We start from the raw sequence: 21,023 nt of genomic DNA, 5'->3' as shown, positions 1-21,023 counted from the left end.
GTGCCTCCCCCAGTGCCGTCCGAGCCGAGGAGAGCGAGACATGCTGGACATCGCCGAGGAGCTGAACCGGTGGGTCGGGCAGGGCCGTGACTTCGCGGTCGCCACCGTCGTGGCGGCCGTCGGCAGCGCGCCCCGCCCACCGGGCGCCGCGCTCGCGGTCGACACCGACGGCACGGCCGTCGGCTCGGTCTCCGGCGGTTGCGTGGAGGGCGCGGTCTACGAGCTGTGCGAGCAGGCGCTGAGGGACGGCGACGTCGTCCTTCAACGCTTCGGCTACAGCGACGAGGACGCCTTCGCCGTCGGCCTGACCTGCGGCGGCGTCATCGACGTCCTGGTCACTCCGGTACGGGCGGCGGACCCCGCCCGCCCGGTGCTGGCGGCCGCCCTGACCGGGGCGGCGCGGGGGGAGGCGGTGGCGGTGGCCCGGATCGTGGGCGGCCCGGCGGAACTGACGCGCCGCGCGCTGACCCTGCGCCCCGACGGCTCGTACGAGGGCGGCTTCGGTGACCGCCCGGAACTGGACCGTACGGTGGCGGCCGAGGCGGGCGCGCTCCTGGACGCGGGCCGCACCGGCACCCTGGAGATCGGGGAGCGGGACGCGCGCCGCGGAGCACCGCTCACCGTCCTGGTCGAGTCCTCCGTCCCCCCGCCCCGGATGATCGTCTTCGGCGCGATCGACTTCGCGGCGGCGCTGGTACGGGTCGGCAAGTTCCTCGGCCACCACGTCACGGTGTGCGACGCGCGCCCCGTGTTCGCCACCCGGGCCCGCTTCCCCGAGGCCGACGAGATCGTCGTGGAGTGGCCGCACACCTACCTGGAGCGCACCTCCGTCGACGCCCGTACGGTCCTGTGCGTCCTGACCCACGACGCCAAGTTCGACGTACCGCTGCTGAAGCTCGCCCTGCGCCTGCCGGTCGCCTACGTCGGCGCGATGGGCTCCCGCCGCACCCACCTGGACCGTACCGCCCGGCTGCGCGAGGTCGGCGTGACGGACCGGGAACTGGCCCGCCTCAGGTCGCCCATCGGCCTGGACCTGGGCGCCCGTACGCCGGAGGAGACGGCGCTGTCCATCGCCGCGGAGATCGTCGCGAACCGTCGCGGCGGCAGCGGCACCTCCCTCACCGGCGCCCACACCCCGATCCACCACGACGACCCGGGCGTGCCCGAGCCGTCGTGGTGCGACGGGTTCAGTGGGGAACGTCCTGCCTGACGGCGTTCCCGGGCCGGTGGGCGCCGAGGACGCGATCGCCGCAACGCGTGGGGGGCGCCGACCTGGGGTGCCGGTTCACGCCCGGCGCAGCAGCCGGTTCACCGCGCGGCCGAAGACGTGGCGGCCCGCCCGGGCCAGTGCGGCGTCGCCGAAGGCGGGCAGGAAGCGGACCCGGATGTCCTCCCGCCACACCACCCGCGCCCGCCCGCCGGGGCCCGGCCGCACCTCGATCTCGGCCCAGCCGGTGACGACCCGGCCCCGCTTCTCCAGGCGGCACAGCCCCGGGGCGTCGCCTGCCGGGGGCCGCCACACCGTCACCTCCATCGGGTCGTCGAAGGCGAGCGGGCCCAGACCCGTGCGGGCGACGAACACGGTGCCCTCACCGGTGGGCGGGGGAGTGGTCACCGTGACCCGGGTCATCGGCACCACGTCGCCGTGGCGGGGCCACGTCGTGAGCCTGCGCCAGGCCTCGTCGGGCGGGAGGGGCGCCGTGCGCCGGAGCTGGAAGGTGGCCACGGGGGAATCCTAGGAAATCCCGGCGGCGCGGTGGCACGCCCGGCGGTCGCTCACCCGTCCGGCGCAGTCGCCGGCGCCCCGCGCCCGTTCCCTCACCGGTACACCTTGCCCGGCTCGGCCCTGCCGGGGGCGAGGAGCTGCGGCACCGTCACGAACACGAAGCCCCGCTTCCTCAGCCCGTCGATGATGCCGGGCACGGCGGGGACGGTCCCGTCGTAGAGGTCGTGGAGCAGGATGATGCCGTCGCGGGAGGCCTGGTCGAGGACGCGGCGGGTGATCAGGCCGGAGTCGGTGGTCCGGTAGTCCTTCGCCGTCACGCTCCACAGGACCTCCGCGAGGCCCAGCTCGCGGCTGATGCCCTGCACGGTGTCGTTCGTCCGGCCCTGGGGCGGGCGCATCAGGGTGGGGCGGCGGCCGGTGAGGCGTTCTATCTCCTCGTTGGTGCGCCGGAGTTCCTCGCGTATCTCGCCCGGTTCCAGCTCCGTCAGGATGCGGTGGGTCCAGGTGTGGCTGGCCACCTCGTGACCCTCGTCGGCCATCCGTCGCACCAGCTCCGGGTACGTGTCGATGTGCCGTCTGCCCAGGAGGAAGAAGGTCGCCGGGACCTGTTCGTCCTTCAGGATGTCCAGCAGCCGGGCGGAGTTCCGGCTGGGGCCGGCGTCGAAGGTGAGCGCGACGCACTTGACCTCGCGGCAGTCGACGGTGCCGAAGCGGGCCCGGACGTCGGTGGTGCGGACGGCGCTGGGCGCGGTCGTCTCCACCTGCGTGCAGCCGCCGAGCGGCAGCGTCAGCGCCGCGACCGCGGCCAGTGCCGACACCCCCCGGAACCCGGAGCCCGGTCTTCTCATCTTCCTGGTCAGAAAAGGCATGGCCGGACTATACAAATTGTCTATACACGGCACGTATAGTCCGATTCGCGTGCCCGTGTGCCGGTCGGCCCGGGCGTGTGAGAGTCGTCACGGGGTGCGGGCGGCGGTGACCTGATCGGCCCGGAAAAGTCCCCTGTCCGGTCGTAGTGGGACAAGCTGTGTCCAAGTGTTTGAGACAACCGCGAATGCGGCACCCGCGTCCCGGTAGTTCCTCACGCCTCTCAGGGACGGAGCACAGCCCCGATGCGCAGCCTTGGTACCAGAGTCCGGGGGAGGGCGTTCGCGTGACCTCGTACGCCGTCGTGATCCCCACCCTGGTGCGGGACACCCTCCCCGACTGCCTCGCCGCCCTGGCCGCGGCGAACGGGCCGCGTCCGGACGCGATCGTCCTCGTGGACGACCGGCCCGACCCCTCACCGGAGGCGATGGGCCACGCGCTGAGCGTACTGGGCGACCTGCGGGAGCGCACCACCGTCCTGGCCGGCGGCGGCCGCGGGCCCGCCGCCGCGCGCAACCGCGGGCTGCGCACCGTCACCGCGCCCTGGGTCGCCTTCCTCCACGACGACGTCCAGGTCGGGCCGCACTGGTGCGCCGAACTGGTCCGGGACCTCCGGGAGGCGTCCCCCGACACGGCCGGCGTGCAGGGCGTCATCACGGTGCCGCTGCCCCGCGGGCGGCGCCCCACCGACTGGGAACGCGGCACCGACGGGCTGGCCCGGGCCCGCTGGACCACCGCCGACATGGCCTACCGCACCGAGGCACTGAAGCGGGCAGGCGGCTTCGACGAACGCTTCTCCCGGGCCTCCCGCGAGGACGCCGACCTCGCACTGCGCCTCCTCGACGCGGGCTGGCGCATCCGCCGGGGCCGCCGCGCCACCCTGCACCCCGTGCGGCCGGCCTCCCGCTGGGCGACCGTGGCGCAGCAGCGCGGCCACGCCGACGACGCCCTGATGCGCCGGCTGCACGGACCGGACTGGTGGGACAAGGCGGTCGCACCGCGCGGCCGGATCCGCCGGCACGCCGCGATCACCGCCGCCGGCACCGCCGCCTGCGTGCTCGGCGCGACCGGACACCGCCGGGCGGCCACCGTCTGCGCGCTCGGCTGGGCCGCGGGAACCGCCGAGTTCGCCCGCGCCCGCATCGGACCCGGACCGCGCACCCGCGACGAGGTGACGACGGTCCTCGCCACCAGCGTGGCCATACCGCCCGCCGCGACCTGGCACCGGCTGGCCGGGGCCTGGCGCCACCGCGACGTCCCCGCCCGCCCGGCGGCGGTCCGGTGAGCCCGGTGAACGCGGTCCTCTTCGACCGCGACGGCACACTGGTCCACGACGTCCCCTACAACGCCGACCCGGCACGCGTACGGCCCGTCGACGGCGCCCGCGCGGCACTCGACGCGCTGCGCGCCCACGGCATCCGCACCGGCGTCGTCACCAACCAGTCCGGCATCGCCCGCGGGCTGCTCACCGAGGCCGACGCCCGCCGCGTCAACCGGCGCGTCGACGAACTCCTCGGCCCCTTCGACGTGTGGGCTTTGTGCCCGCACGGCCCCGACGACGGCTGCCCCTGCCGCAAACCCCGGCCGGGCATGGTGCTGTGGGCGGCGGCCCGGATCGGCGCGGACCCCGCCGACTGCGTCGTCATCGGCGACATCGGCGCCGACGTGGAGGCCGCCCGCCGGGCCGGCGCCCACGGCATCCTCGTCCCCACCCCGCAGACCCGCCCCGAGGAGACGGCCGCGGCCCCCCATGTCGCCCCGGACCTCCCGTCGGCGGTACGCCTGCTCCTCGGCACCCCGCCCTGGGACCGCGTCCCGGACTCCCCGCGCCCCGCCGCCCACGGCCAGGACCCGCCGCCGGGACGTGGCGCCCCCGACGACCGGCCTGCCACCGGCCCCGGCCCGTCCGCTCCCGCCGCCGACCGGACGGGGCGGTCCACCGGCGGCGTTGACCGCAGCGCGGCGGCCTCCGCCCCGGGCGGCTCCGGCGCCGGCCCGGCGCGGACGCGGCACCCGGACGTGAGCGTCGGCACCGTGCCCCGCGCGCCGGAGGGGCGCCCCACCGCCGGCCTCGCGCGCCTCCCGGCCCACGACGTACGCACCCCGCAGGGGAGGGACGCGTGAAAGCCCTGGTCACCCGGCTCGACAGCTTCGGCGACGTCCTGCTCGCCGGGCCCGCCGTGCGGGCCGTCGCCGAACGGGCCGACCACGTCACCCTGCTCTGCGGGCCGCACGGGGAACCCGCCGCCCGGCTGCTTCCCGGCGTCGACGAGGTGCTCGTCTGGGACTCCCCCTGGACCGGGTTCCAGCCGCCCCGGGTCAGCCGTGCGGCGACCGAGTCGCTGATCGCCGCCGTCGACGCCGACGCCGCGCTCGTCCTCACCTCCTTCCATCAGTCGCCCCTGCCGACCGCCCTGCTGCTGCGCCTGGCCGGGGTCCGCTTCATCGCCGCCGACAGCGAGGACTACCCCGGCTCCCTGCTCGACGTACGGCACCACCGGGCCCCGCACGCCCACGAGGCCGAGGCCGCCCTCGACCTCGCCGAGGCGGCCGGCTTCCCCCGGCCCGGCGACACACGGCTGCGGGTGCTCCCGCCGCCCCCGGCCGAGGCGCTGACCGGCCCTCCCGGATACGTCGTCGTCCACCCGGGCGCCAGCGTGCCCGCCCGCGCCTGGAGCCCCGGCCGGTGTGCGCAGACGGTGCGCGAACTCGCCGCCGCCGGACGCAGGGTCGTGGTCACCGGCGGCGCGGCGGAGCGGGAGCTGACCGCGTACGTGGCCGGCGGCCGCGCCGTCGACCTCGGCGGCCGCACCGGCGCCGCCGAACTGGCCGGGGTGCTCGCCGGGGCCGACTGCGTGGTCACCGGCAACACCGGACCCGCCCACCTCGCCGCCGCCGTCGGCACCCCCGTGGTGTCCCTCTTCTCCCCGGTCGTCCCCGCCGAACGCTGGCGGCCCTACGGCGTGCCCTGCGTACTCCTCGGCGACCAGCGGGCACCGTGTGCCGGCACCAGGGCCCGGCAGTGCCCCGTACCGGGCCACCCGTGCCTGGAGGAGGTCACCCCGTACGACGTCGTCGCCGCCGTCGACAAACTCGCGGAGGTCCTCCGGTGAACGGCCGCACCGCATCCGGCACGGCCGCCCCCGCGTCCCGGCCGCGCCTGCTCGTCCTGCGCGCCCTCGGCCTCGGGGACCTGCTGGCCGGCGTTCCCGCGCTCCGGGCGCTGCGGCGGGCCCACCCCCGCCACGAGATCGTCCTGGCCGCCCCCGCCGCACTGGCGCCGGCCGCCGAAGCCTCCGGGGCCGTCGACCGGCTGCTGCCCGCCGCCGCGCCCTGCCGCGCCGTACCGCGCACCCTCGACTGGACCGGCCCGCCCCCGGACGTCGCGGTCGACCTGCACGGCAACGGACCCCCCAGCCACCGCCTGCTGCAGGCCCTGCGCCCCCCGCGGCTGCTGGCGTTCGCCCACCCCGCGACCCCGGAGATCGAGGGCCCCGCCTGGCACGCCGGGGAACACGAACGGGACCGCTGGTGCCGGCTGCTGCGGTGGTACGGCATCGACGCCGACCCCACGGACCTGCTGCTGCCCCGCCCGCACACCGCGTCCCCCGCCCCCGGCGCGGTCGTCCTGCACCCCGGCGCCGGCTCCCCCGCCCGCTGCTGGCCGGCCGAACGGTACGCCGCCGTCGCGACCGCCCTGCGCGCCCGCGGCCGGCGGGTCGTGGTCACCGGCGGAGCGGCCGAGGACGACCTGGTGGCACGCCTCGCCAAGCAGGCCGCCCTGCCCGACACCGACGTCTTCGCTGGCGGCCCGCCCTTCGGCCTGCTCTCCGCCCTCGTCGCGGACGCCCGCGCCGTCGTCAGCGGCGACACCGGCATCGCCCACCTGGCGGTCGCCCACGCCGCCCCGACCGTCACCCTGTTCGGCCCGGTCCCGCCCGCCCAGTGGGGGCCTCCCGCGCTGCCGCGTCACATCGCGCTGTGGCACGGCCCGCCGGGCGACCCCCACGGCGCGCGCCCCGACCCGGCCCTCCTGCGCATCACCCCCGACGAGGTCCTCCACGCCCTGACCCGCCTGCCCGAGGGGAACGCCCCATGACGGACCACCACCCCCTCGGCGTCGTCATCGCCACCCGCGACCGCCGCGACCGGCTCGCCGTCACCCTGCGGCGGCTGCTGGACCTGCCCGAACGGCCCGAGATCCTGGTCGCCGACAACGCCTCCGCCGACGGCACCCGCGAGATGGTCGCCCGCGACTTCCCCCAGGTGCGGGTGCTGGCGCTCCCCGTGAACCACGGTGCCCTCGCCCGCAACCACGGGGCGCGCGCCCTCACCACCCCGTACGTGGCGTTCAGCGACGACGACTCCTGGTGGGCGCCCGGCTCGCTCGGCCGGGCGGCCGAACTGTTCGACGCGCATCCCCGGCTCGGCCTGATCGCCGCCCGCACGCTCGTCGGCCCGGCCGCCACCCCCGACCCCCTCAACGACGTCCTGGCGAGGTCACCGCTCGGCCCGGCCACCGACCTCCCCGGCACCCAGGTGCTCGGCTTCCTCGCCTGCGGCGCCGTCGTCCGCCGCAGCGCCTACCTCGACGCCGGCGGATTCCACCGGCTGCTCTTCTTCGGCGGCGAGGAGACCCTGCTCGCCTACGACCTCGCCGCATGCGGCTGGGGCGTCACCCACTGCCCCGAGGTCGTCGCCCACCACCACCCGGCCCCCGCACCCCGCACCGGCCGTCCCGCGCTCCAGCGCCGCAACGCACTGCTGACCGCCTGGCTGCGCCGCCCCGTCCCGTACGCCCTCGCCCGCACCGGGGCCCTCGCCGCGGACGCCCGCGGCGACCACCACGCACGGCGCGCCCTGCGCGAGGCCCTCGTCCGGCTGCCGGCCGCCCTGCGCGACCGCAGGCCCCTGCCTCCGCAGGTGGAGCGAGCCGTCCGACTCCTGGAGGAGACCGGCGCATGACCGACCCGCGCACCACCGTCGTCGTCATCACCCACAACCGGCGCCCCGAACTCCTGCGCACCCTCCGCCTCCTCGCCGAACTCCCCGAGAAACCGCGGGTGATCGTCACCGACAACGGCTCCACCGACGGCACCGCCGAAGCCGTCGCCCGCCACCACCCCGGCGTGCGGCTGCTGCGGCCCGGCCGCAACCTCGGCGCCGTCGGCCGCAACCTGGCCGTGCGGGAGGTCCGCACGCCCTACGTCGCCTTCTGCGACGACGACTCCTGGTGGTCGCCCGGCTCGCTGGCCGGCGCCGCCGACCTGCTCGACCGGCACCCGGCGCTCGGCACGGTCACCGCGCGGATCATCGTCGAACCCGGCGGCACCGAGGACCCGATCGTCCGCGAGCTGCGCGACTCGCCCCTGCCCCGCCCGTCCTGGCTGCCCGGCCCGGCGCTCGGCTCGTTCCTGGCCGCCGCGACCGTGCTGCGCACCGACGCCTTCCGCACCGCCGGCGGCTTCCACCCGAGGCTCTGGCTGGGCGGCGAGGAGGAACTGCTGGCCGCCGACCTCGCGGCCGACGGCTGGTGGCTCACCTACGCCGACGCGCTGACGGTCCACCACCAGGCCTCGACGGCGAGGGACCCCACCCTGCGCCGCAGGCACGGCATCCGCAACACCCTGTGGTTCACCTGGCTGCGCCGCCCGGCCGGGCCCGCGCTGCGCCGCACCCTGAACCTGGCGCGCACCGTCCCGCGCGACACCGCCTCCCTGCTCGCCTTCGCCGAGGCGGCCGCCGCGCTGCCCTGGGTCCTGCGCGAACGCCGCGTCCTGCCCCGTGAGGTGGAGTCCAGGCTGCGTCTCCTCGAACCCTCCCAGCGCGGTTCCACCGCCCGCCGCTACACCGGCTGAGCGGCACGCCGGGGCCCGCGGACGCTCAGCCGCCGGACCACCGGCACAGCAGCCGGAACCCCGCGAAGAGCGTCAGCGGCCACAGGACGGCGAAGGAGCAGATCGCCCACGGGGCCGAGGTGACGATGCCGGTCACCATCAGCGTGACGGAGACCGCGAGGAGGACGGCGACGGTCCGTCCGTGCGGGCGGAAGGACACGATCCGCCTCACGTCGGGGCCCCGGTGGATCCTCAGCGTGCGCAGCCGCCGGTCGAGCCGGCGGTCGCGGCTCAGGCCCCGCTCGATCCCGTCGAGGAGGTGCCGCTCGTGTGCGGAAAGCCGGCCGGTGGACACGTCTCTCCTCCAAGGACGACCGCGAGGCGGGGGGACCGCGAGGTCCGGGACGACCGCGAGGTCAGGGACGACCGCGAGACGCCTGAGTGCCCGGCGGGGCGGGGTACTAACCGGCGGTGGCGCGGGGCGTCAGCACCTCCGCCAGACGGTCCGCCCCGTCCGGTGCCCGCCCGTCCCGGAACGCGTCACGGGTCAGCCGCGCGGCCACCCGGCCCGAGGTCAGACACCAGTCCCACCAGCGCTCCAGCCGGCGCTCGTCCACCTGCTCGGCCGACAGCAGCGCCGGCCAGCCGCACGCCCGGGCCTGCGCGCTCACCTTGGCGCCGCCCGCCACCGGGTCCACCGCCAGCACCGGAGTGCCGACGCGCAGCGCGAGCACCAGCCCGTGCAGCCGGTCGGTGACGACGAGGTCGAGGCGCGCCAGCACCGACTGCACCTGCGCGGGTGTCGCGCTCAGGTGCCAGTCCCGGGTGTCCAGCCGGGTCTCCAGCTCCAGCCGGGCGCAGTCCTTCCCGGCCAGCCAGCGCGTCACCGCGTCAGCGACCTCCTTGTGCCGCCGCTGCTCCCCGTACTCCCGCTGCCCGTGGGTGAGGATCACCCCGACCACGGGCCGCGCGGGCACCGCCGGGGCGTGGGCCGCCAGGTCCTCGGACGGCTCGCGGCCGGGGGCGTCCCGCGCCAGCACGCTGTGGAAGCCGGTCGCCGCCGGGTCCTCCGGGTCGATCACCGAGGTGCCCACGGCGATCCGCACGCAGTGCGCGAAACGCCGGTGCAGTTCCTCGATCTGCGGCCCGTGCAGCGGCCCGCACACGAACACCAGGTGCGAGTAGTCACGGGGCCGCACGTCGTCGAGGTGCGGGGCGTCCGGCAGGAACGCGGGGCTCCAGGCGACGTCGTACGCCGTCCCGGAGCCCCGCAGCACCTCCTCCACGCGGCGCAGCGCCAGCACGTCACCGGCGGTGGCCTCGCCGTCGCGGAAGCTGAACCACCCGGTCAGCAGGACCCTCTCCGGTCCGGAGCGTTCTCGTTCGTCCACGGGACGCCGAGTGCCCCGCTCCGGGGACACGCAATCGGCCGGGCCACGGGCCGTACGGGCTCAGCCCGCGGCCCGCTCCCGGCGGGGGCCCGGGGAGGAGACGGGGTGGCCGGCCAGGCCCCGCCGGGCCTCGTCCAGCGCCTGTTCGGCGACCTCGCGCACCTCGGCCACGACGTCACCGCGTTCGCGGACCAGACCGTCGTAGACCGGCAGATGATCGGCGGCGGGGGGATGGGATGTCACGGAGGGCCCGTCCTTCTGTGTGGGGGAGTCGTACCGGGCGCGGCCGAACCGTCCCGCGATGTCCAGGACGGCCGTACGGGCCCGTAGAGGACAGCGCCGTCCGGTCGCCGCGGTGTTACTCCCGTCCGCGGGATGTCCCGAATGTGAGCGGGCGGCGCCATCGCGGACAGGAGCTGACCGCGATCCCCGCTAGCGTGCCGGTATGACGAAGACGAAGCGGAGCGTCACCCCGTCGGCCGCGGTGCTCGGTGCGCGGGCCCTCAACCGGGCCACGCTCGAGCGGCAGCTGCTGCTGCGCCGCTCGCCGATGTCCCCCGTGGACGCGGTCGGCCATCTGCTGGGCCTCCAGGCGCAGAACGTCAAGCCGCCCTACTACGCGCTCGCCGCCCGCCTCGACGGGTTCACCCCCGAGGCGCTGTCCCGGCCGATGGCCGACCGCGAGGTCGTCCGCATCGTCACCCTGCGTTCGACGATCCACACCCACACCGTCCGCGACTGCCTCACCCTGCGGCCGCTCGTGCAGCCCGCCCGCGACCGCGAGATCAACCAGTTCCGCGCGGGCCTCACCGGCGTCGACCTGGACCGGCTCGCCGCCCTCGCCCGGGAGCTCGTCGAGACCGAGCCGCGCACGATGGGGCAGCTGCGGGAGGCCCTGTCGGCCGAGTGGCCCGACGCCGACCCGCAGGCCCTCGCCCTCGCCGCCCGCTGCAAGCTGCCCCTCGTCCAGATCACCCCGCGCGGCCTGTGGGGACGGGGCGGGCAGGTCGTGCTCACCACCGCCGAGCACTGGCTGGGCCGCCCCGCCGAACCGGCCCCCGCGACGCCCGACGCGACGGTGCTGCGCTACCTCGCCGCCTTCGGACCGGCCTCCGTGAAGGACATGCAGACCTGGGCCGGACTGACCCGGCTGCGCGACGCCTTCGAACGGCTGCGTCCCCGGCTCGTCACCTTCCGGGACGAGGGCGGCACCGAGCTCTTCGACCTCCCCGACGCACCCCGCCCCGACCCGGACACCCCGGCCCCGCCCCGCTTCCTGCCCGAGTTCGACAACCTGCTCCTCTCCCACGCCGACCGCACCCGCGTCGTACCGCCCGAGTACCGGGGCCGCAGCTGGAACGGCAACGTCGCCCACCGCACGCTCCTCGTCGACGGGTTCCTGGCGGGACTGTGGCGGCTGGACGGACAAGCCCTCGTCATCGAGGAGTTCGCCCCGCTCGGCAGGGCACGCCGGGAAAAGGTCACGGCGGAGGGGGAGCGGATGCTGCGGGTGATGCACCCGGACACGGCGTACGACATCCGCTTCGGGACGGTCCGTGGCTGAACCCGGCCGTGGATAGGGGGCGTTGCGGGCTGCTCGTGGAAGCCCGCAACGCCCCCTGGCCTGCTGCCTGAGGGGTACTCAGGAACTCGTGGGAACGCCCGTCCGGCGGTCCGGACGCGGTGACGCGGAGGAGGAAGCCCCGTAGGCGGGCAGCGGGGCGAAGAGGCCGGCGGCGGTGGCGGCCTGTGGTGCGCGGGTGAGCCCTGACATGGGGTCTCCTCACGGGGTTGCCGGTGGGGGGTCGCGCGGGTCGGAGGTCGAGCCCGGGGGCTCCGGCCTCCGTGTGCCCGGCGGGCGGCACGGCGTTCACGCTACGACCGGGGCGCGGCCGTCCCAATGAGGGAACCCCCTAGGCGGACCGGGGCAGGGAAAACCCTCGGTCCCTTCCTCCGGGGGGCGGGCTCACGTCGTGTGGCGGCCCGCCGCCAGCCGGACGATGTCCACCCGCGACCGTATGCCCAGCTTGCGGTACACGCGGGTGAGCGTCGCCTCCACCGTCTTCACGCTGATGAACAGGCGGCCGGCGATCTCCCGGTTGGTGGCGCCCTCCATCACCAGCGCGGCGACCTGGCGTTCCATCGAGGCGAGCCCGTCCAGCACGGCCGGCGTGGCCGCCGGCACGGGCTCCGCCTCCGCGGGACCCGCGGCGACGGCCTTGTCCACCTGGCGCAGCCACGGCAGCGCGCGGCAGCGCCGGAACAGCCGGGCCGCCTCTTCGTACCCGCCCGGTCCCGGGTTCCGGGAGCGCAGCCGGGCCAGCGCGAACGCGGCACGGGCCTCCTCCAGGCCGTACCCGAGCTGGGCGAGCCGGTCCTGCGCCGACGACAACTGGGCCAGGGCCGCCTGGTGTTCCCCGCGCGCGGCGCGCACCAGGGCCTCCGCCCGGTCCAGCACGGCCAGCACGCTCGCCCGGTTCAGCCGCACCGCGTGCACCCGGGTGCGGTTGATGAGCTCCTGGGCCTCGCCGGGCTCACCGATCCGCACCAGCGCCTCGGCCAGGTCGCCCTGCCAGCGGCCCCGCGCGGGGTCGTTGATGCCCATGGCGTGCTCCAGCTCCCGCACCCGGCGCAGCGACCGCACGGCGGCCTGCGCGTCCCCGGCCACCAACTGGGCGTAACCCAGGGCGGCCAGGGCCAGCGAGAGGTACAACTGGTCGCCGTCCACCTCGGCGTGGTCCGCGGACTCGCGGGCCAGCGCCAGTGCCCGGTCCACGTCACCGCCCGACGCCTCCGCGAGGGAGGCGAGCATGGCCGACGCGCTCTCCCCGATGCCGGAGTCGCGGGCCAGCCGCAGGCTCTCCCCGGCCACGTCGAGGGCGCGCCCGCAGTGCCCGAAGCGCAGTTCGGTGTCGGCGAGCAGCCGCGAGAAGTGCACCTCGCTCTCGACCATGCCGCGCCGCCGCGCCTCCCGCAGCAGCGCGGTGATGGCCGTACGCGCCTCGGGCAGCTGGTCGCTCATCAGCAGCCAGCGGAACCTCGCCATCGCCGCGCCGTTGTGGTGGGAGGCCACATCGGGGTCCTGCGGTTCCTGGAGCGCCCGCTGGATCGTCCGGGGAGCGTCGGGGTGGCCCATCAGCGTCTCGGTGGACGACTGGAAGGCGAGCGCCATCAGTTCGGTGCGCCGGTCCCCGCCCCGGGCGGCCAGCTCCGCGGCGTGGGCGGCCTCCTCGCGGGACTTGGCGAAGTCGCCGTCCACCACCACCTCCCGCCAGGCCAGCTGGTAGTGGACCAGCGCCAGCAGCCGGGGGTCGTCGCCGGCGTCGGCCAGCACCTGCGGGAAGACGGCGTCGACCTCGCCCAGCGCCTGCCCGGCCGCCTCGATGACCACCATCCAGGCCCGCACCCGCTCCGCCGGCACCGTCGCCCGGGTCAGCACCTCCCGGGCTATGTCCCGGGCCAGGTCGGCCTCGCCCGCGGTGATCGCGTCCTCGGCGGCCTGGAGCCGCCGCTCGTCCGGTCCCGGCTCGACGTCGGCCGGGGTGTGCCGGGCGGCGAGCAGCCCGAGCGAGGCGGCGACCGACGGCGCGCCCCGGTCCCGGGCCAGCGCGGCGGCCTCCGCGAGCCGGGCCGCCACCTCCGGGTCGGCGCCGGTGGCGGCCAGCGCCAGATGGCGGGCCCGCTCGATGGGATCGGACGCCGCCGTGGACAGCGCCGTGTGCACGGCCCGCCGCTCCCGCGCCGGCGCCTCCGCGTACAGCGCGGCCGAGATCAGCGGATGCGCGAACCGTACGGCCGGTTCCTCCGGGTCCGTCGCCAGCAGTCCCAGGGCGGCGGCCTGCGCCGTCTCGGCCTCGGCGTTGTCCCGGCCGGCCGCGTGCAGCAGCGCCAGCGTGGGGCGGGCGCCCGCGCTCGCCACGAGCAGGGTGCGGCGCGCCTCGTCCGACAGCATCTCCAGCCGGCTCAGCACCAGCGCCCGCAGCGACGTCGGCACCGGCAGCGGCTCGCCCGGGCGGGGCCGGGCGGGACTCTCCGCGAGGGCGCGGCCCAGCTCCAGCGCGAACAGCGGATTGCCGGCACTGGTGCGGTGGATGTCACGGACCGTGGAACGGGACAGGCCGGTGTAGCCGCGGTGGTCCAGCAGCGCGGACACCTGCGTGCGGGAGAACGGGCCCAGCCGCACCGCGAGCGTGTCCGGCGGGCAGGCGCGCAGATGACGGTCGTACTCCTCGCCGTCCGTGCGCACCGCGCACAGCATCCGGACCGGGCTGTCGCCCAGCCGGCGGGCGGCGAAGCCGAGCAGCTCGGCGCTGGCCGGATCCAGCCACTGCTGGTCGTCGGCGACGACCAGTACCGGCCCCTCGGCGGCCAGCGCGCGCAGCGTGGACAGCACCGCGAGCCGCAGCGCGAGCCCGTCCCGCTGGAGCGTGGACTCGCCGCGTCCGGTGAGCGCCGACTCCAGGGCGGTGCGCTGGGCGGCGGGCAGCCGGGGGGCCACCTCGTCGAGGACCAGGCCGAACAGGTCGGCCAGCGCCAGGAACGGAAGATGTGATTCGGACTCCGTGGCCGAGCAGCGCAACACCGTGCGCGCCGCCCCGGCGTTTTCCGCCGCCAGTGCCCGCAGCACGGTCGATTTTCCTATTCCGGCGGGCCCGTGGAGCAGCACGCTGCCGCCCCGGGCGAGCTGCTCCCGCGCGTCGGAGAACAGCTCCTCCCTGCCGATGACCAGGTCGGGGCGGTACCTGGCAGACTCCTTGAAGTCCCGTCGCACGGTCACCGCTCCCCTCCGTGTGGCGTGTCCTGGCCAATATTAGGCAACAGGCTCCTCAATTCCGGACGGACGGTGTAGTGAGGCAAATTACAGCGGGCGCGGCAACGATAAATCCAAACATGTACCAGTGGTAATGCCCGGTTCGGGTCATCGCCGTAAATCTAGGGCAACCACCCCGCCCGCCGGGCCGCGACCACCGCTTCCGGGTCGGCGTTCGCCTGCTCCGCCCCTTCACCACGGCTCCTGTGCGACGCACACTCCTCGTTCGGGGTAGTGAGACCTGCGTCACGGATTGCACGATGACCACGAGCCGCCCGGCCATGGTCCGGTACAAGGAGGAGACATGACAACGGGGACGGACATGTTCCGCAGGGCCCGGGATTTCCTGCTGGAACACCGCGAGGACTACGCCACCGCCTACCGTGACTTCGTCTGGCCCCGGCCCGACCGCTTCAACTGGGCGCTCGACTGGTTCGACGTGATCGCGGACGGCAGCGACCGCACCGCCCTGCACCTCGTCGAGGAGAACGGCGACGAGACCCGGCTGTCCTTCGCCGCGCTCTCCCGCCGCTCCGACCAGGTCGCCGGCTGGCTGCGGGAGCGGGGGGTGGCCGCCGGGGACCGGGTGCTGGTCATGCTCGGCAACCAGGCGGAACTGTGGGAGACGGCCCTCGCCGCGATGAAGCTGCGCGCCGTCGTCATCCCGGCCACCCCGCTGCTCGGCCCCGCCGATCTGCGCGACCGTGTCGACCGGGGCCGCGTGGCCCACGTCATCGCGCGCGCCGCGGACACCACGAAGTTCGACGAGGTGCCCGGTGACTACACCCGGGTCGCGGTCGGGGAGGGAGCCGGCGGGAGCTGGCTGCCGTACGCCGACACCCACGCCGCCGCCGAGCGGTTCGCGCCCGACGGGCCGACCCTCGCCGACGACCCCCTGATGCTGTACTTCACCTCCGGCACCACCGCCCGGCCCAAGCTGGTCGAGCACACCCACACCTCGTACCCGGTCGGGCACCTGGCGACCATGTACTGGATCGGGCTGCGGCCCGGGGACGTGCACCTCAACATCTCCTCGCCGGGCTGGGCCAAGCACGCCTGGTCGAACCTCTTCGCCCCGTGGAACGCCGAGGCGACCGTCTTCCTGCACAACTACACCCGCTTCGACGCGCCCCGTCTGATGGCGGAGATGGACAAGGCGGGCGTCACCACCTTCTGCGCCCCGCCGACCGTGTGGCGCATGCTCGTCCAGGCCGACCTCGGCCGGCTGCGCACCCCGCCCCGCGAGGTCGTCGCCGCCGGCGAGCCGCTCAACCCCGAGGTGATCGAGCAGGTCAGGCGCGCCTGGGGCGTCACCGTCCGGGACGGCTTCGGGCAGACCGAGACCGCCGTGCAGGTGTCCAACAGCCCCGGCCAGGTCCTCAAGACCGGCTCCATGGGCCGCCCGAGCCCCGGCTACCGCGTCGAACTCCTCGACCCGGTCTCCGGCGCGCCCGGCGCCGCCGAGGGCGAGATCGCCCTCGACCTCTCCGACCGCCCGGTGGGCCTGATGACCGGCTACCACGGGGACCCGGAGCGGACGGCGGAGGTGATGGCGGGCGGCTACTACCGCACGGGCGACATCGGCGCGCGGGACGAGGACGGGTACCTGACGTACGTCGGGCGGAGCGACGACGTCTTCAAGGCGAGTGACTACAAGATCAGCCCCTTCGAGCTGGAGAGCGCCCTGCTGGAGCACGCGGCGGTCGCCGAGGCGGCGGTCGTGCCCGCGCCGGACGAGCTGCGGCTGGCCGTGCCCAAGGCGTACGTCGTGCTCGCGGAGGGCTGGGAGCCGGGCCCGGACACCGCGAAGGTGCTCTTCGAGCACTCCCGTAAGGTGCTCGCCCCCTACAAGCGGATCCGCCGGCTGGAGTTCGGTGAGCTGCCCAAGACCGTCTCCGGCAAGATCCGGCGCATCGCCCTGCGCGAGGCCACGGCGGCCGGCTCCGCCGGCGAGTACCGCGAGGAGGACTTCCGGTGACCGCACGCCCGTCGGGCCGGGGGAGGCCCCGGCGCGGGCCGGGTCGTCATTCCGGTGGTCCCGCGAAGGTCCCGCCGGCGCGCGGGACGTCGGCGCGCATGCACACGCGCGGCCACCGGTCGAGGCCGTGCGCGGCCTCCTCGGCGCGGATCCGCCGCAGCCCCGGGGTAAGTTCGGCCTCGGTGAGGGTGCGGAAGCCGAGACGCGCGTAGTACGGGGCGTTCCACGGGACCCCGGCGAACGTGGTCAGCGTCAGCGCGGTCAGCCCCTCGGCGCGCGCCCGGCCCGCGGCACGGGCGAGCAGGGCGCGGCCGACGCCCCGGCGGGCCGCGGCCGGGTGGACGGAGACCTGCTCGATGTGCAGGGCGCCGTCCACCGGTTCGGCGATCAGATAGGCCACGGGGCGGCCCTCGTGCCCGTCCTCGTCCGCGACCCAGCAGCGCCGTGCCCGCCGGTAGCGTTCCAGTTCCTCCAGGGCGGGCGGCGCGTCGTCGGCGACGTCCGGCATGCCGAGGGCCCGGAACGGGGCGCCGGCCGCCCGTTCGATGTCCTGGAGGACGGGGAGGTCTTCGGGGGTGGCGGGGCGGATGCGCATCCGTCGAGTATCGGGCGCCGGGTGCCTGCCGTCTCCGGAGTTTTCACGCCCCGTCGGCGTCCAGCGTGTCGGCGGGGCCGTTCACCGGCCGCGGGTCGCCGGTGAGGTCGAGCAGGAACAGCGGGACGCGCAGCGTGTCGGCGCGGGACCGGGCCTGTCCGGTGTACCCGGTGAGGGAGAAGTACAGGCACGCCGACGACTCCGTCATCGCCGTCAGCCACAGGCACTCCACGTCCCGCGCGGTCACCGGCCGGTCCGACGGGCCGACCCGGGCGAGGACGCCCCGGCCGGCCAGGGCGATGCCGGACGGGGGCCGCCGGTCCGCGCGCCGGATGTCCTCGTGGCCCAGACGGCGCAGATACCGCACGGCGGCCGTGACCGCGTCCCGGGCGGTGCGGACCGGCACCGGGCGGGAGGCGGCACGCCCGGACCGGCCGGCGGGGACCGCGGACCCGGGGCCCGCCACCGGGATGCGCAGCACCGTGCCGCAGGGGCAGCCCAGCTCCGGCCGGGGCCACTCACCGCGCAGACCGCAGCAGCCGCAGCGCAGGGTGATCCATTCCTCCCGCCAGGAGCGGTGGTCGACGGTGCGGGGCACCCCGCCGGGATCCAGCGGCGGGGCGACGGGCGCGCCGCACGCGCAGGGGTACGACGGTGTCGTGAAACGGTGCGCGCGCCGACAGGCGGGACAGCGCACCGGCACGCTCTCGGGCATGGCCCACTCCCGTGTTCTCGAGGCGCTGCCCATCGTCCTCCGCCGGGCCCCCCTCTGTCCGGTGGTTGCCCCTTCTCCCCGCACCGCGCGCACTGCGGTCTCAGTCCGAGCCGCCGCCTCCTCCGCAGCCGCCGCCGCCCCCGCACCCCTCGCCGGAGCCACCGCCGCAGTAGAGGTGCCCGGCGCTGCCGTAGGCGTCACCGCGGGGTGAGTGGCGGAGCAGGCGCTTGCCCCTGAGGCTCACCCGCTCGGTCAGTCCCGCCCGGAGGGCGAAGCGGGGCACGAGCAGCCGCAGCGCGTCCTCGCCGTGCAGGGCCACGGCGAGGAGCCGCCGGTCGTCCGGCAGGTCGCGCCGGACGGCCGGCAGCGGGAACGCCTTGCGCAGCACCTGTGTCCGGCGCCGGGCCGCCCGGGTGGACCCCAGCAGCGGGTAGCGCAGCATGCCCGCCTCGGCGAGCCCGACGCGCAGCTCGGCCAGCGCCCACCGGACGTCCAGGTCCCGGACCAGGTCCCGTATCCCGGACGGCTCTTGCAGACCGTGGTACACGGCGCTCTCCAGGTACGCCGCCCGCATCGCGCCCGTGAGGTCCCCGGGCTCGCCCTCCGGCGCCGGGAGCGGCGGCAGGGCGCGCCCCGCCTCGCCGTCGACCGCGTGGACCGTGCCGGGCGCGCCCGCCTCGACGGCGCCCCGCAGGTGCAGGGCGACGACGGCGACGGTGACCGCGGCGCGCGGGCCGCCGGCCAGCAGGGCGATCTCGTGCGGCGTCCCCCGGACGCGCCCGGTGTCGGCCATGGCGGCACACCCCCTCCGACCGGGGCCCGCCACCCCCGTGCGGCGGGCCCCGTGTGGGAGGAGTGTGCCCGCCGCCGGGGACGGCCGAAGCCTGCCGGGGCCGTCTTCAGAGGTTCATTTGAGGCTTCCGTAGCCGGGCTACGGCCGATGCCGTAGCGGCGCTCACGGCTCGTGGTGTTCCGACAGGCCGGGCCAGTCGTCGGGGCCGCCGCCCTGCCACTCGATGAGGTCGGTCTCCTCGACGTCGGTGACGTACAGGTCGGCCAGCCGGAGGATCTCGCCCACGTCGTCGGCGTGCGTGGCGAGCCCCAGCGTCTCCTCGCCCGAGGTCACCCGCCGGGAGCCGTCCAGCGCGGGGGAGTGCACCACGATGTGGGGGTGCTCGGTTGGTTCTGCCATGCCCCCAGGCTGCTGCGCCGCGCGCGGATCCGCACCCGGAGGCCGAGGGCGCCCGGGCGCGGGACCGTCCGCGTCCGGCCGCCGGCCCGGGTCCGGAGCCGGCGTGCGTCCGGAAGCCGGCCCGGGTCCGGAAGCCGGCCCGCGTCCGGGAGCGGCCGTCGGCGGGGGAGCGCGGCTCCCGGGCGGGGGAGCGTGGCTCCCCCGCCCGCGCCGCAGCGGCTAGGTTGGGCCCCGTGCGACTGAGAGTGGAGTTCACGACCGAACCCTTCGACCTCGACGAGGCGCCCGCGCACGCCGTGGTGGCCCGGCAGGTGATCGAGGCCGCCGAACTGGACGCGGTGGACGTCGGTCCGTTCGGCAACACCGGCGAGGGCGCCGCCGACGCCGTGCTCACCGCCGTGGACGCGCTGCTGCGCCGGAGCCTGGCGGCCGGCGCCACCCGCGTCTCCCTCCAGATCAACGTGGTCGAGGAGGAGGACCGGTGACCGGTGCCGGCGAGGACGCCTTCATCGCGGCGGTGAAGCCGCTGGTGGACGCCATGGGCGGCGAGATGCTCCCGCCGGACGAGGCGGGGACCGACGACGTCGTGCTCTCCTGGGAGGGCGCCGCCGCCGTCGCCGTCCGGCTGCCGCAGCTCGGGGACTCCCTCGACCACATCCTCGCGGCCCTCGAACGCCGCAGGGGCGTGCCGCTGGCGGACCTGGACCGCAGGGCCAAGCAGGAGATCGTGCGCGGTCTGGAGGCGCGCGGAGCCTTCGCCGTGCGGCACGGCGTGGAGACCGTGGCGAGCGCGCTCGGAGTCAGCCGTTTCACCGTCTACAACTACCTGAACCGCGAGAAGGGCGTCTGACCCTCCCGGTGACGGGGGTGCCCCTCCCCGCCCACAATGTTCAACAAACTGTTGACGCGCGGTGCGGGACGGCGTTCACTGTCGGCACGCCCGTTCGCAGCGTCAGGCCGTTCGCGGCCACGGAGGCTCCCGTGACGTCGACACCCCCGCCACCCGGTCTGGCCCGGTTCAACGCCCTGGCGGAGCCCGCGGCGCTCGCCGCGCTCCACGAGGTGTGCGCCGCCGGTGCCTGGGCCCGCCGGCTGCTCGCCGCCCGCCCCTTCGCCACCGCCGACGACCTGTACGCCGCCAGTGACACCGCCACGGCCGACCTGACCGCGGCGGACCTGCACGAGGCGATGGCGGGACACCCGCCGATCGGCCGCCCCCGGCCAGGCGACCCGGTCTCCGCACGCGAGCAGAGCGCGATGGCCGGCGCCCCGGACGGCCTCAGGGCCGAGATGCTCGAACTCGACCTCGCCTACCGGGAGAGGTTCGGCCACGTGTTCCTCATCTGCGCCACCGGCCGGACCGGCGAGCAGATGCGCGACGCCGTCCGCGAACGCCTCGGCAACCCGCCGGACCGGGAGCGCGAGATCGTCCGCCGCGAACTGGGGAAGATCAACCGCATCCGGCTGGCCCGCCTCGTCGACGTCGCGGAGGACCGACGCACATGAACACCGACACCACCGCCTCCGTGTCCACGCACATCCTGGACACCAGCACCGGCCGCCCCGCCGCGGGCGTCGCCGTCCGCCTCTCCGCCCGTCCCGGCCGGGAGGCCGGCTGGCAGCCGCTCGGCGGCTCCCGCACCGACGCGGACGGGCGGTGCGCCGACCTGCCGGCCCCGCCGCAGGGCACCACCCACGTACGGCTCGACTTCGCCGTGGAGCCGTACGCCGAGGAGCAGGACGCCGAGAGACGGGCCGAGGCGCGGCAGGACGCCCCCGCGGACCGGGGCAGCGGCACCGGAGCGTTCTTCCCGGAGGTGACGGTCACGTTCGCCGTCGTCCCGGGGGAGCACTACCACGTACCGCTGCTGCTCAGCCCGTTCGGCTACTCCGTCTACCGAGGGAGCTAGCA

Annotated in this window: 23 protein-coding genes; 13 read left to right on the top strand and 10 right to left on the bottom strand. The window is 76.0% G+C overall.

Annotation, left to right across the window (positions count from 1 at the left end):
• The first annotated feature begins 40 nt into the window (after nucleotides 1-40).
• The gene (locus IE172_RS15180; RefSeq protein WP_190097749.1) at nucleotides 41-1,210 is read left to right on the top strand and encodes an XdhC family protein; all 1,170 of its coding nucleotides are present in this window, start codon (nucleotides 41-43) and stop codon (nucleotides 1,208-1,210) included.
• A 75-nt stretch (nucleotides 1,211-1,285) separates the two neighbouring features.
• Here IE172_RS15180 and IE172_RS15175 read toward each other — a convergent pair whose 3' ends face one another.
• Together IE172_RS15175 and IE172_RS15170 are read right to left on the bottom strand one after the other, a co-directional pair.
• Nucleotides 1,286-1,726 (bottom strand): SRPBCC family protein, encoded by a 441-nt coding sequence (locus IE172_RS15175; RefSeq protein WP_190097748.1) that lies wholly within the window; start codon nucleotides 1,724-1,726, stop codon nucleotides 1,286-1,288.
• 92 nt (nucleotides 1,727-1,818) lie between these two features.
• Entirely contained in the window at nucleotides 1,819-2,595 is a 777-nt protein-coding gene (locus tag IE172_RS15170) for a polysaccharide deacetylase family protein (RefSeq protein WP_229886081.1), read from the bottom strand.
• A gap of 284 nt (nucleotides 2,596-2,879) precedes the next feature.
• Between IE172_RS15170 and IE172_RS15165 the strand changes: the two genes are divergently transcribed.
• From IE172_RS15165 to IE172_RS15140, 6 genes are read left to right on the top strand one after another with little or no spacing between them, the layout of a single operon-like run.
• Nucleotides 2,880-3,878: a glycosyltransferase family 2 protein gene (locus IE172_RS15165; protein WP_190097747.1), complete on the top strand. Its 999-nt coding sequence runs from the start codon at nucleotides 2,880-2,882 to the stop codon at nucleotides 3,876-3,878.
• A 5-nt stretch (nucleotides 3,879-3,883) separates the two neighbouring features.
• A complete protein-coding gene (locus IE172_RS35435) occupies nucleotides 3,884-4,717 on the top strand; it encodes a D-glycero-alpha-D-manno-heptose-1,7-bisphosphate 7-phosphatase (protein WP_431994481.1) in 834 nt (277 codons plus the stop codon).
• A complete protein-coding gene (locus tag IE172_RS15155) occupies nucleotides 4,714-5,706 on the top strand; it encodes a glycosyltransferase family 9 protein (protein WP_190097746.1) in 993 nt (330 codons plus the stop codon). The genes IE172_RS35435 and IE172_RS15155 overlap by 4 nt, the downstream gene beginning before the upstream one ends.
• Nucleotides 5,703-6,692: a glycosyltransferase family 9 protein gene (locus IE172_RS15150; RefSeq protein WP_190097745.1), complete on the top strand. Its 990-nt coding sequence runs from the start codon at nucleotides 5,703-5,705 to the stop codon at nucleotides 6,690-6,692. The genes IE172_RS15155 and IE172_RS15150 overlap by 4 nt, the downstream gene beginning before the upstream one ends.
• Nucleotides 6,689-7,558 (top strand): glycosyltransferase family 2 protein, encoded by an 870-nt coding sequence (locus IE172_RS15145; RefSeq protein WP_190097744.1) that lies wholly within the window; start codon nucleotides 6,689-6,691, stop codon nucleotides 7,556-7,558. The genes IE172_RS15150 and IE172_RS15145 overlap by 4 nt, the downstream gene beginning before the upstream one ends.
• Nucleotides 7,555-8,451, top strand: coding sequence for a glycosyltransferase family 2 protein (locus IE172_RS15140; RefSeq protein ID WP_190097743.1), 897 nt, complete (start codon nucleotides 7,555-7,557; stop codon nucleotides 8,449-8,451). Before IE172_RS15145 ends, IE172_RS15140 begins: the two co-directional genes overlap by 4 nt.
• Nucleotides 8,452-8,476: 25 nt before the next feature.
• On the opposite strand, the gene IE172_RS15135 is transcribed toward IE172_RS15140, so the two are convergent.
• The 3 genes from IE172_RS15135 to IE172_RS15125 all read right to left on the bottom strand — a co-directional run bounded on the left by IE172_RS15135 (nucleotide 8,477) and on the right by IE172_RS15125 (nucleotide 10,064).
• A complete protein-coding gene (locus IE172_RS15135; RefSeq protein ID WP_190097742.1) occupies nucleotides 8,477-8,785 on the bottom strand; it encodes a DUF3040 domain-containing protein in 309 nt (102 codons plus the stop codon).
• 106 nt (nucleotides 8,786-8,891) lie between these two features.
• Complete coding sequence (locus tag IE172_RS15130; RefSeq protein WP_190097741.1) at nucleotides 8,892-9,821, bottom strand: polysaccharide pyruvyl transferase family protein; 930 nt, start codon at nucleotides 9,819-9,821, stop codon at nucleotides 8,892-8,894.
• A 60-nt stretch (nucleotides 9,822-9,881) separates the two neighbouring features.
• Nucleotides 9,882-10,064, bottom strand: a complete 183-nt coding sequence (locus tag IE172_RS15125; RefSeq protein WP_190097740.1) for a hypothetical protein — start codon at nucleotides 10,062-10,064, stop codon at nucleotides 9,882-9,884.
• Between the two features lie 202 nt (nucleotides 10,065-10,266).
• Here IE172_RS15125 and IE172_RS15120 point away from each other — a divergent pair, with 202 nt between their 5' ends.
• Nucleotides 10,267-11,385, top strand: a complete 1,119-nt coding sequence (locus IE172_RS15120) for a winged helix DNA-binding domain-containing protein (protein WP_190097739.1) — start codon at nucleotides 10,267-10,269, stop codon at nucleotides 11,383-11,385.
• 402 nt (nucleotides 11,386-11,787) lie between these two features.
• Here the strand turns inward: IE172_RS15120 and IE172_RS15115 are convergent, their stop codons facing one another.
• Nucleotides 11,788-14,598 (bottom strand): ATP-binding protein, encoded by a 2,811-nt coding sequence (locus IE172_RS15115; RefSeq protein ID WP_190097738.1) that lies wholly within the window; start codon nucleotides 14,596-14,598, stop codon nucleotides 11,788-11,790.
• A 337-nt stretch (nucleotides 14,599-14,935) separates the two neighbouring features.
• Here IE172_RS15115 and IE172_RS15110 point away from each other — a divergent pair, with 337 nt between their 5' ends.
• Nucleotides 14,936-16,609 (top strand): AMP-binding protein, encoded by a 1,674-nt coding sequence (locus IE172_RS15110; RefSeq protein ID WP_190097737.1) that lies wholly within the window; start codon nucleotides 14,936-14,938, stop codon nucleotides 16,607-16,609.
• Between the two features lie 46 nt (nucleotides 16,610-16,655).
• Here IE172_RS15110 and IE172_RS15105 read toward each other — a convergent pair whose 3' ends face one another.
• From IE172_RS15105 to IE172_RS15090, 4 genes are all read right to left on the bottom strand, one after another.
• Nucleotides 16,656-17,204: a GNAT family N-acetyltransferase gene (locus IE172_RS15105; protein ID WP_190097736.1), complete on the bottom strand. Its 549-nt coding sequence runs from the start codon at nucleotides 17,202-17,204 to the stop codon at nucleotides 16,656-16,658.
• Nucleotides 17,205-17,247: 43 nt separating this feature from the next.
• Nucleotides 17,248-17,919 (bottom strand): hypothetical protein, encoded by a 672-nt coding sequence (locus tag IE172_RS15100; RefSeq protein WP_190097735.1) that lies wholly within the window; start codon nucleotides 17,917-17,919, stop codon nucleotides 17,248-17,250.
• A 100-nt stretch (nucleotides 17,920-18,019) separates the two neighbouring features.
• On the bottom strand, nucleotides 18,020-18,712 hold the full coding sequence (locus IE172_RS15095; RefSeq protein ID WP_190097734.1) for a TIGR04222 domain-containing membrane protein: 693 nt from the start codon (nucleotides 18,710-18,712) through the stop codon (nucleotides 18,020-18,022).
• A gap of 162 nt (nucleotides 18,713-18,874) precedes the next feature.
• Nucleotides 18,875-19,111: a hypothetical protein gene (locus IE172_RS15090; protein ID WP_190097733.1), complete on the bottom strand. Its 237-nt coding sequence runs from the start codon at nucleotides 19,109-19,111 to the stop codon at nucleotides 18,875-18,877.
• Between the two features lie 233 nt (nucleotides 19,112-19,344).
• On the opposite strand from IE172_RS15090, the gene IE172_RS15085 reads away from it, so the two are divergent.
• From IE172_RS15085 to uraH, 4 genes are all read left to right on the top strand, one after another.
• The gene (locus IE172_RS15085; protein WP_190097732.1) at nucleotides 19,345-19,596 is read left to right on the top strand and encodes a YkoF family thiamine-binding protein; all 252 of its coding nucleotides are present in this window, start codon (nucleotides 19,345-19,347) and stop codon (nucleotides 19,594-19,596) included.
• The gene (locus tag IE172_RS15080; protein ID WP_190097731.1) at nucleotides 19,593-19,961 is read left to right on the top strand and encodes a helix-turn-helix domain-containing protein; all 369 of its coding nucleotides are present in this window, start codon (nucleotides 19,593-19,595) and stop codon (nucleotides 19,959-19,961) included. Before IE172_RS15085 ends, IE172_RS15080 begins: the two co-directional genes overlap by 4 nt.
• A gap of 131 nt (nucleotides 19,962-20,092) precedes the next feature.
• On the top strand, nucleotides 20,093-20,617 hold the full coding sequence (gene uraD, locus IE172_RS15075; RefSeq protein ID WP_190097730.1) for a 2-oxo-4-hydroxy-4-carboxy-5-ureidoimidazoline decarboxylase: 525 nt from the start codon (nucleotides 20,093-20,095) through the stop codon (nucleotides 20,615-20,617).
• Nucleotides 20,614-21,021: a hydroxyisourate hydrolase gene (uraH, locus tag IE172_RS15070; protein WP_190097729.1), complete on the top strand. Its 408-nt coding sequence runs from the start codon at nucleotides 20,614-20,616 to the stop codon at nucleotides 21,019-21,021. The genes uraD and uraH overlap by 4 nt, the downstream gene beginning before the upstream one ends.
• Nucleotides 21,022-21,023: the final 2 nt, after the last annotated feature.

It is taken from the genome of Streptomyces griseoflavus (assembly GCF_014649995.1).
GTDB classification, from domain to species: domain Bacteria; phylum Actinomycetota; class Actinomycetes; order Streptomycetales; family Streptomycetaceae; genus Streptomyces; species Streptomyces griseoflavus.
The sequence above is the reverse complement of the archived record's forward strand: the minus strand, read 5'-3'. Positions and strand labels throughout refer to the sequence as shown.

Coding starts and splice junctions, on each gene's coding strand:
- IE172_RS15180 (WP_190097749.1), top strand. CDS start 41: ATGCTGGACATCGCCGAGGAGCTGAACCGGTGGGTCGGGCAGGGCCGT.
- IE172_RS15170 (WP_229886081.1), bottom strand. CDS start 2,595: ATGCCTTTTCTGACCAGGAAGATGAGAAGACCGGGCTCCGGGTTCCGG.
- IE172_RS15145 (WP_190097744.1), top strand. CDS start 6,689: ATGACGGACCACCACCCCCTCGGCGTCGTCATCGCCACCCGCGACCGC.
- IE172_RS15140 (WP_190097743.1), top strand. CDS start 7,555: ATGACCGACCCGCGCACCACCGTCGTCGTCATCACCCACAACCGGCGC.
- IE172_RS15120 (WP_190097739.1), top strand. CDS start 10,267: ATGACGAAGACGAAGCGGAGCGTCACCCCGTCGGCCGCGGTGCTCGGT.
- IE172_RS15110 (WP_190097737.1), top strand. CDS start 14,936: ATGACAACGGGGACGGACATGTTCCGCAGGGCCCGGGATTTCCTGCTG.
- IE172_RS15105 (WP_190097736.1), bottom strand. CDS start 17,204: ATGCGCATCCGCCCCGCCACCCCCGAAGACCTCCCCGTCCTCCAGGAC.
- IE172_RS15100 (WP_190097735.1), bottom strand. CDS start 17,919: ATGCCCGAGAGCGTGCCGGTGCGCTGTCCCGCCTGTCGGCGCGCGCAC.
- IE172_RS15095 (WP_190097734.1), bottom strand. CDS start 18,712: ATGGCCGACACCGGGCGCGTCCGGGGGACGCCGCACGAGATCGCCCTG.
- IE172_RS15090 (WP_190097733.1), bottom strand. CDS start 19,111: ATGGCAGAACCAACCGAGCACCCCCACATCGTGGTGCACTCCCCCGCG.
- uraH (WP_190097729.1), top strand. CDS start 20,614: ATGAACACCGACACCACCGCCTCCGTGTCCACGCACATCCTGGACACC.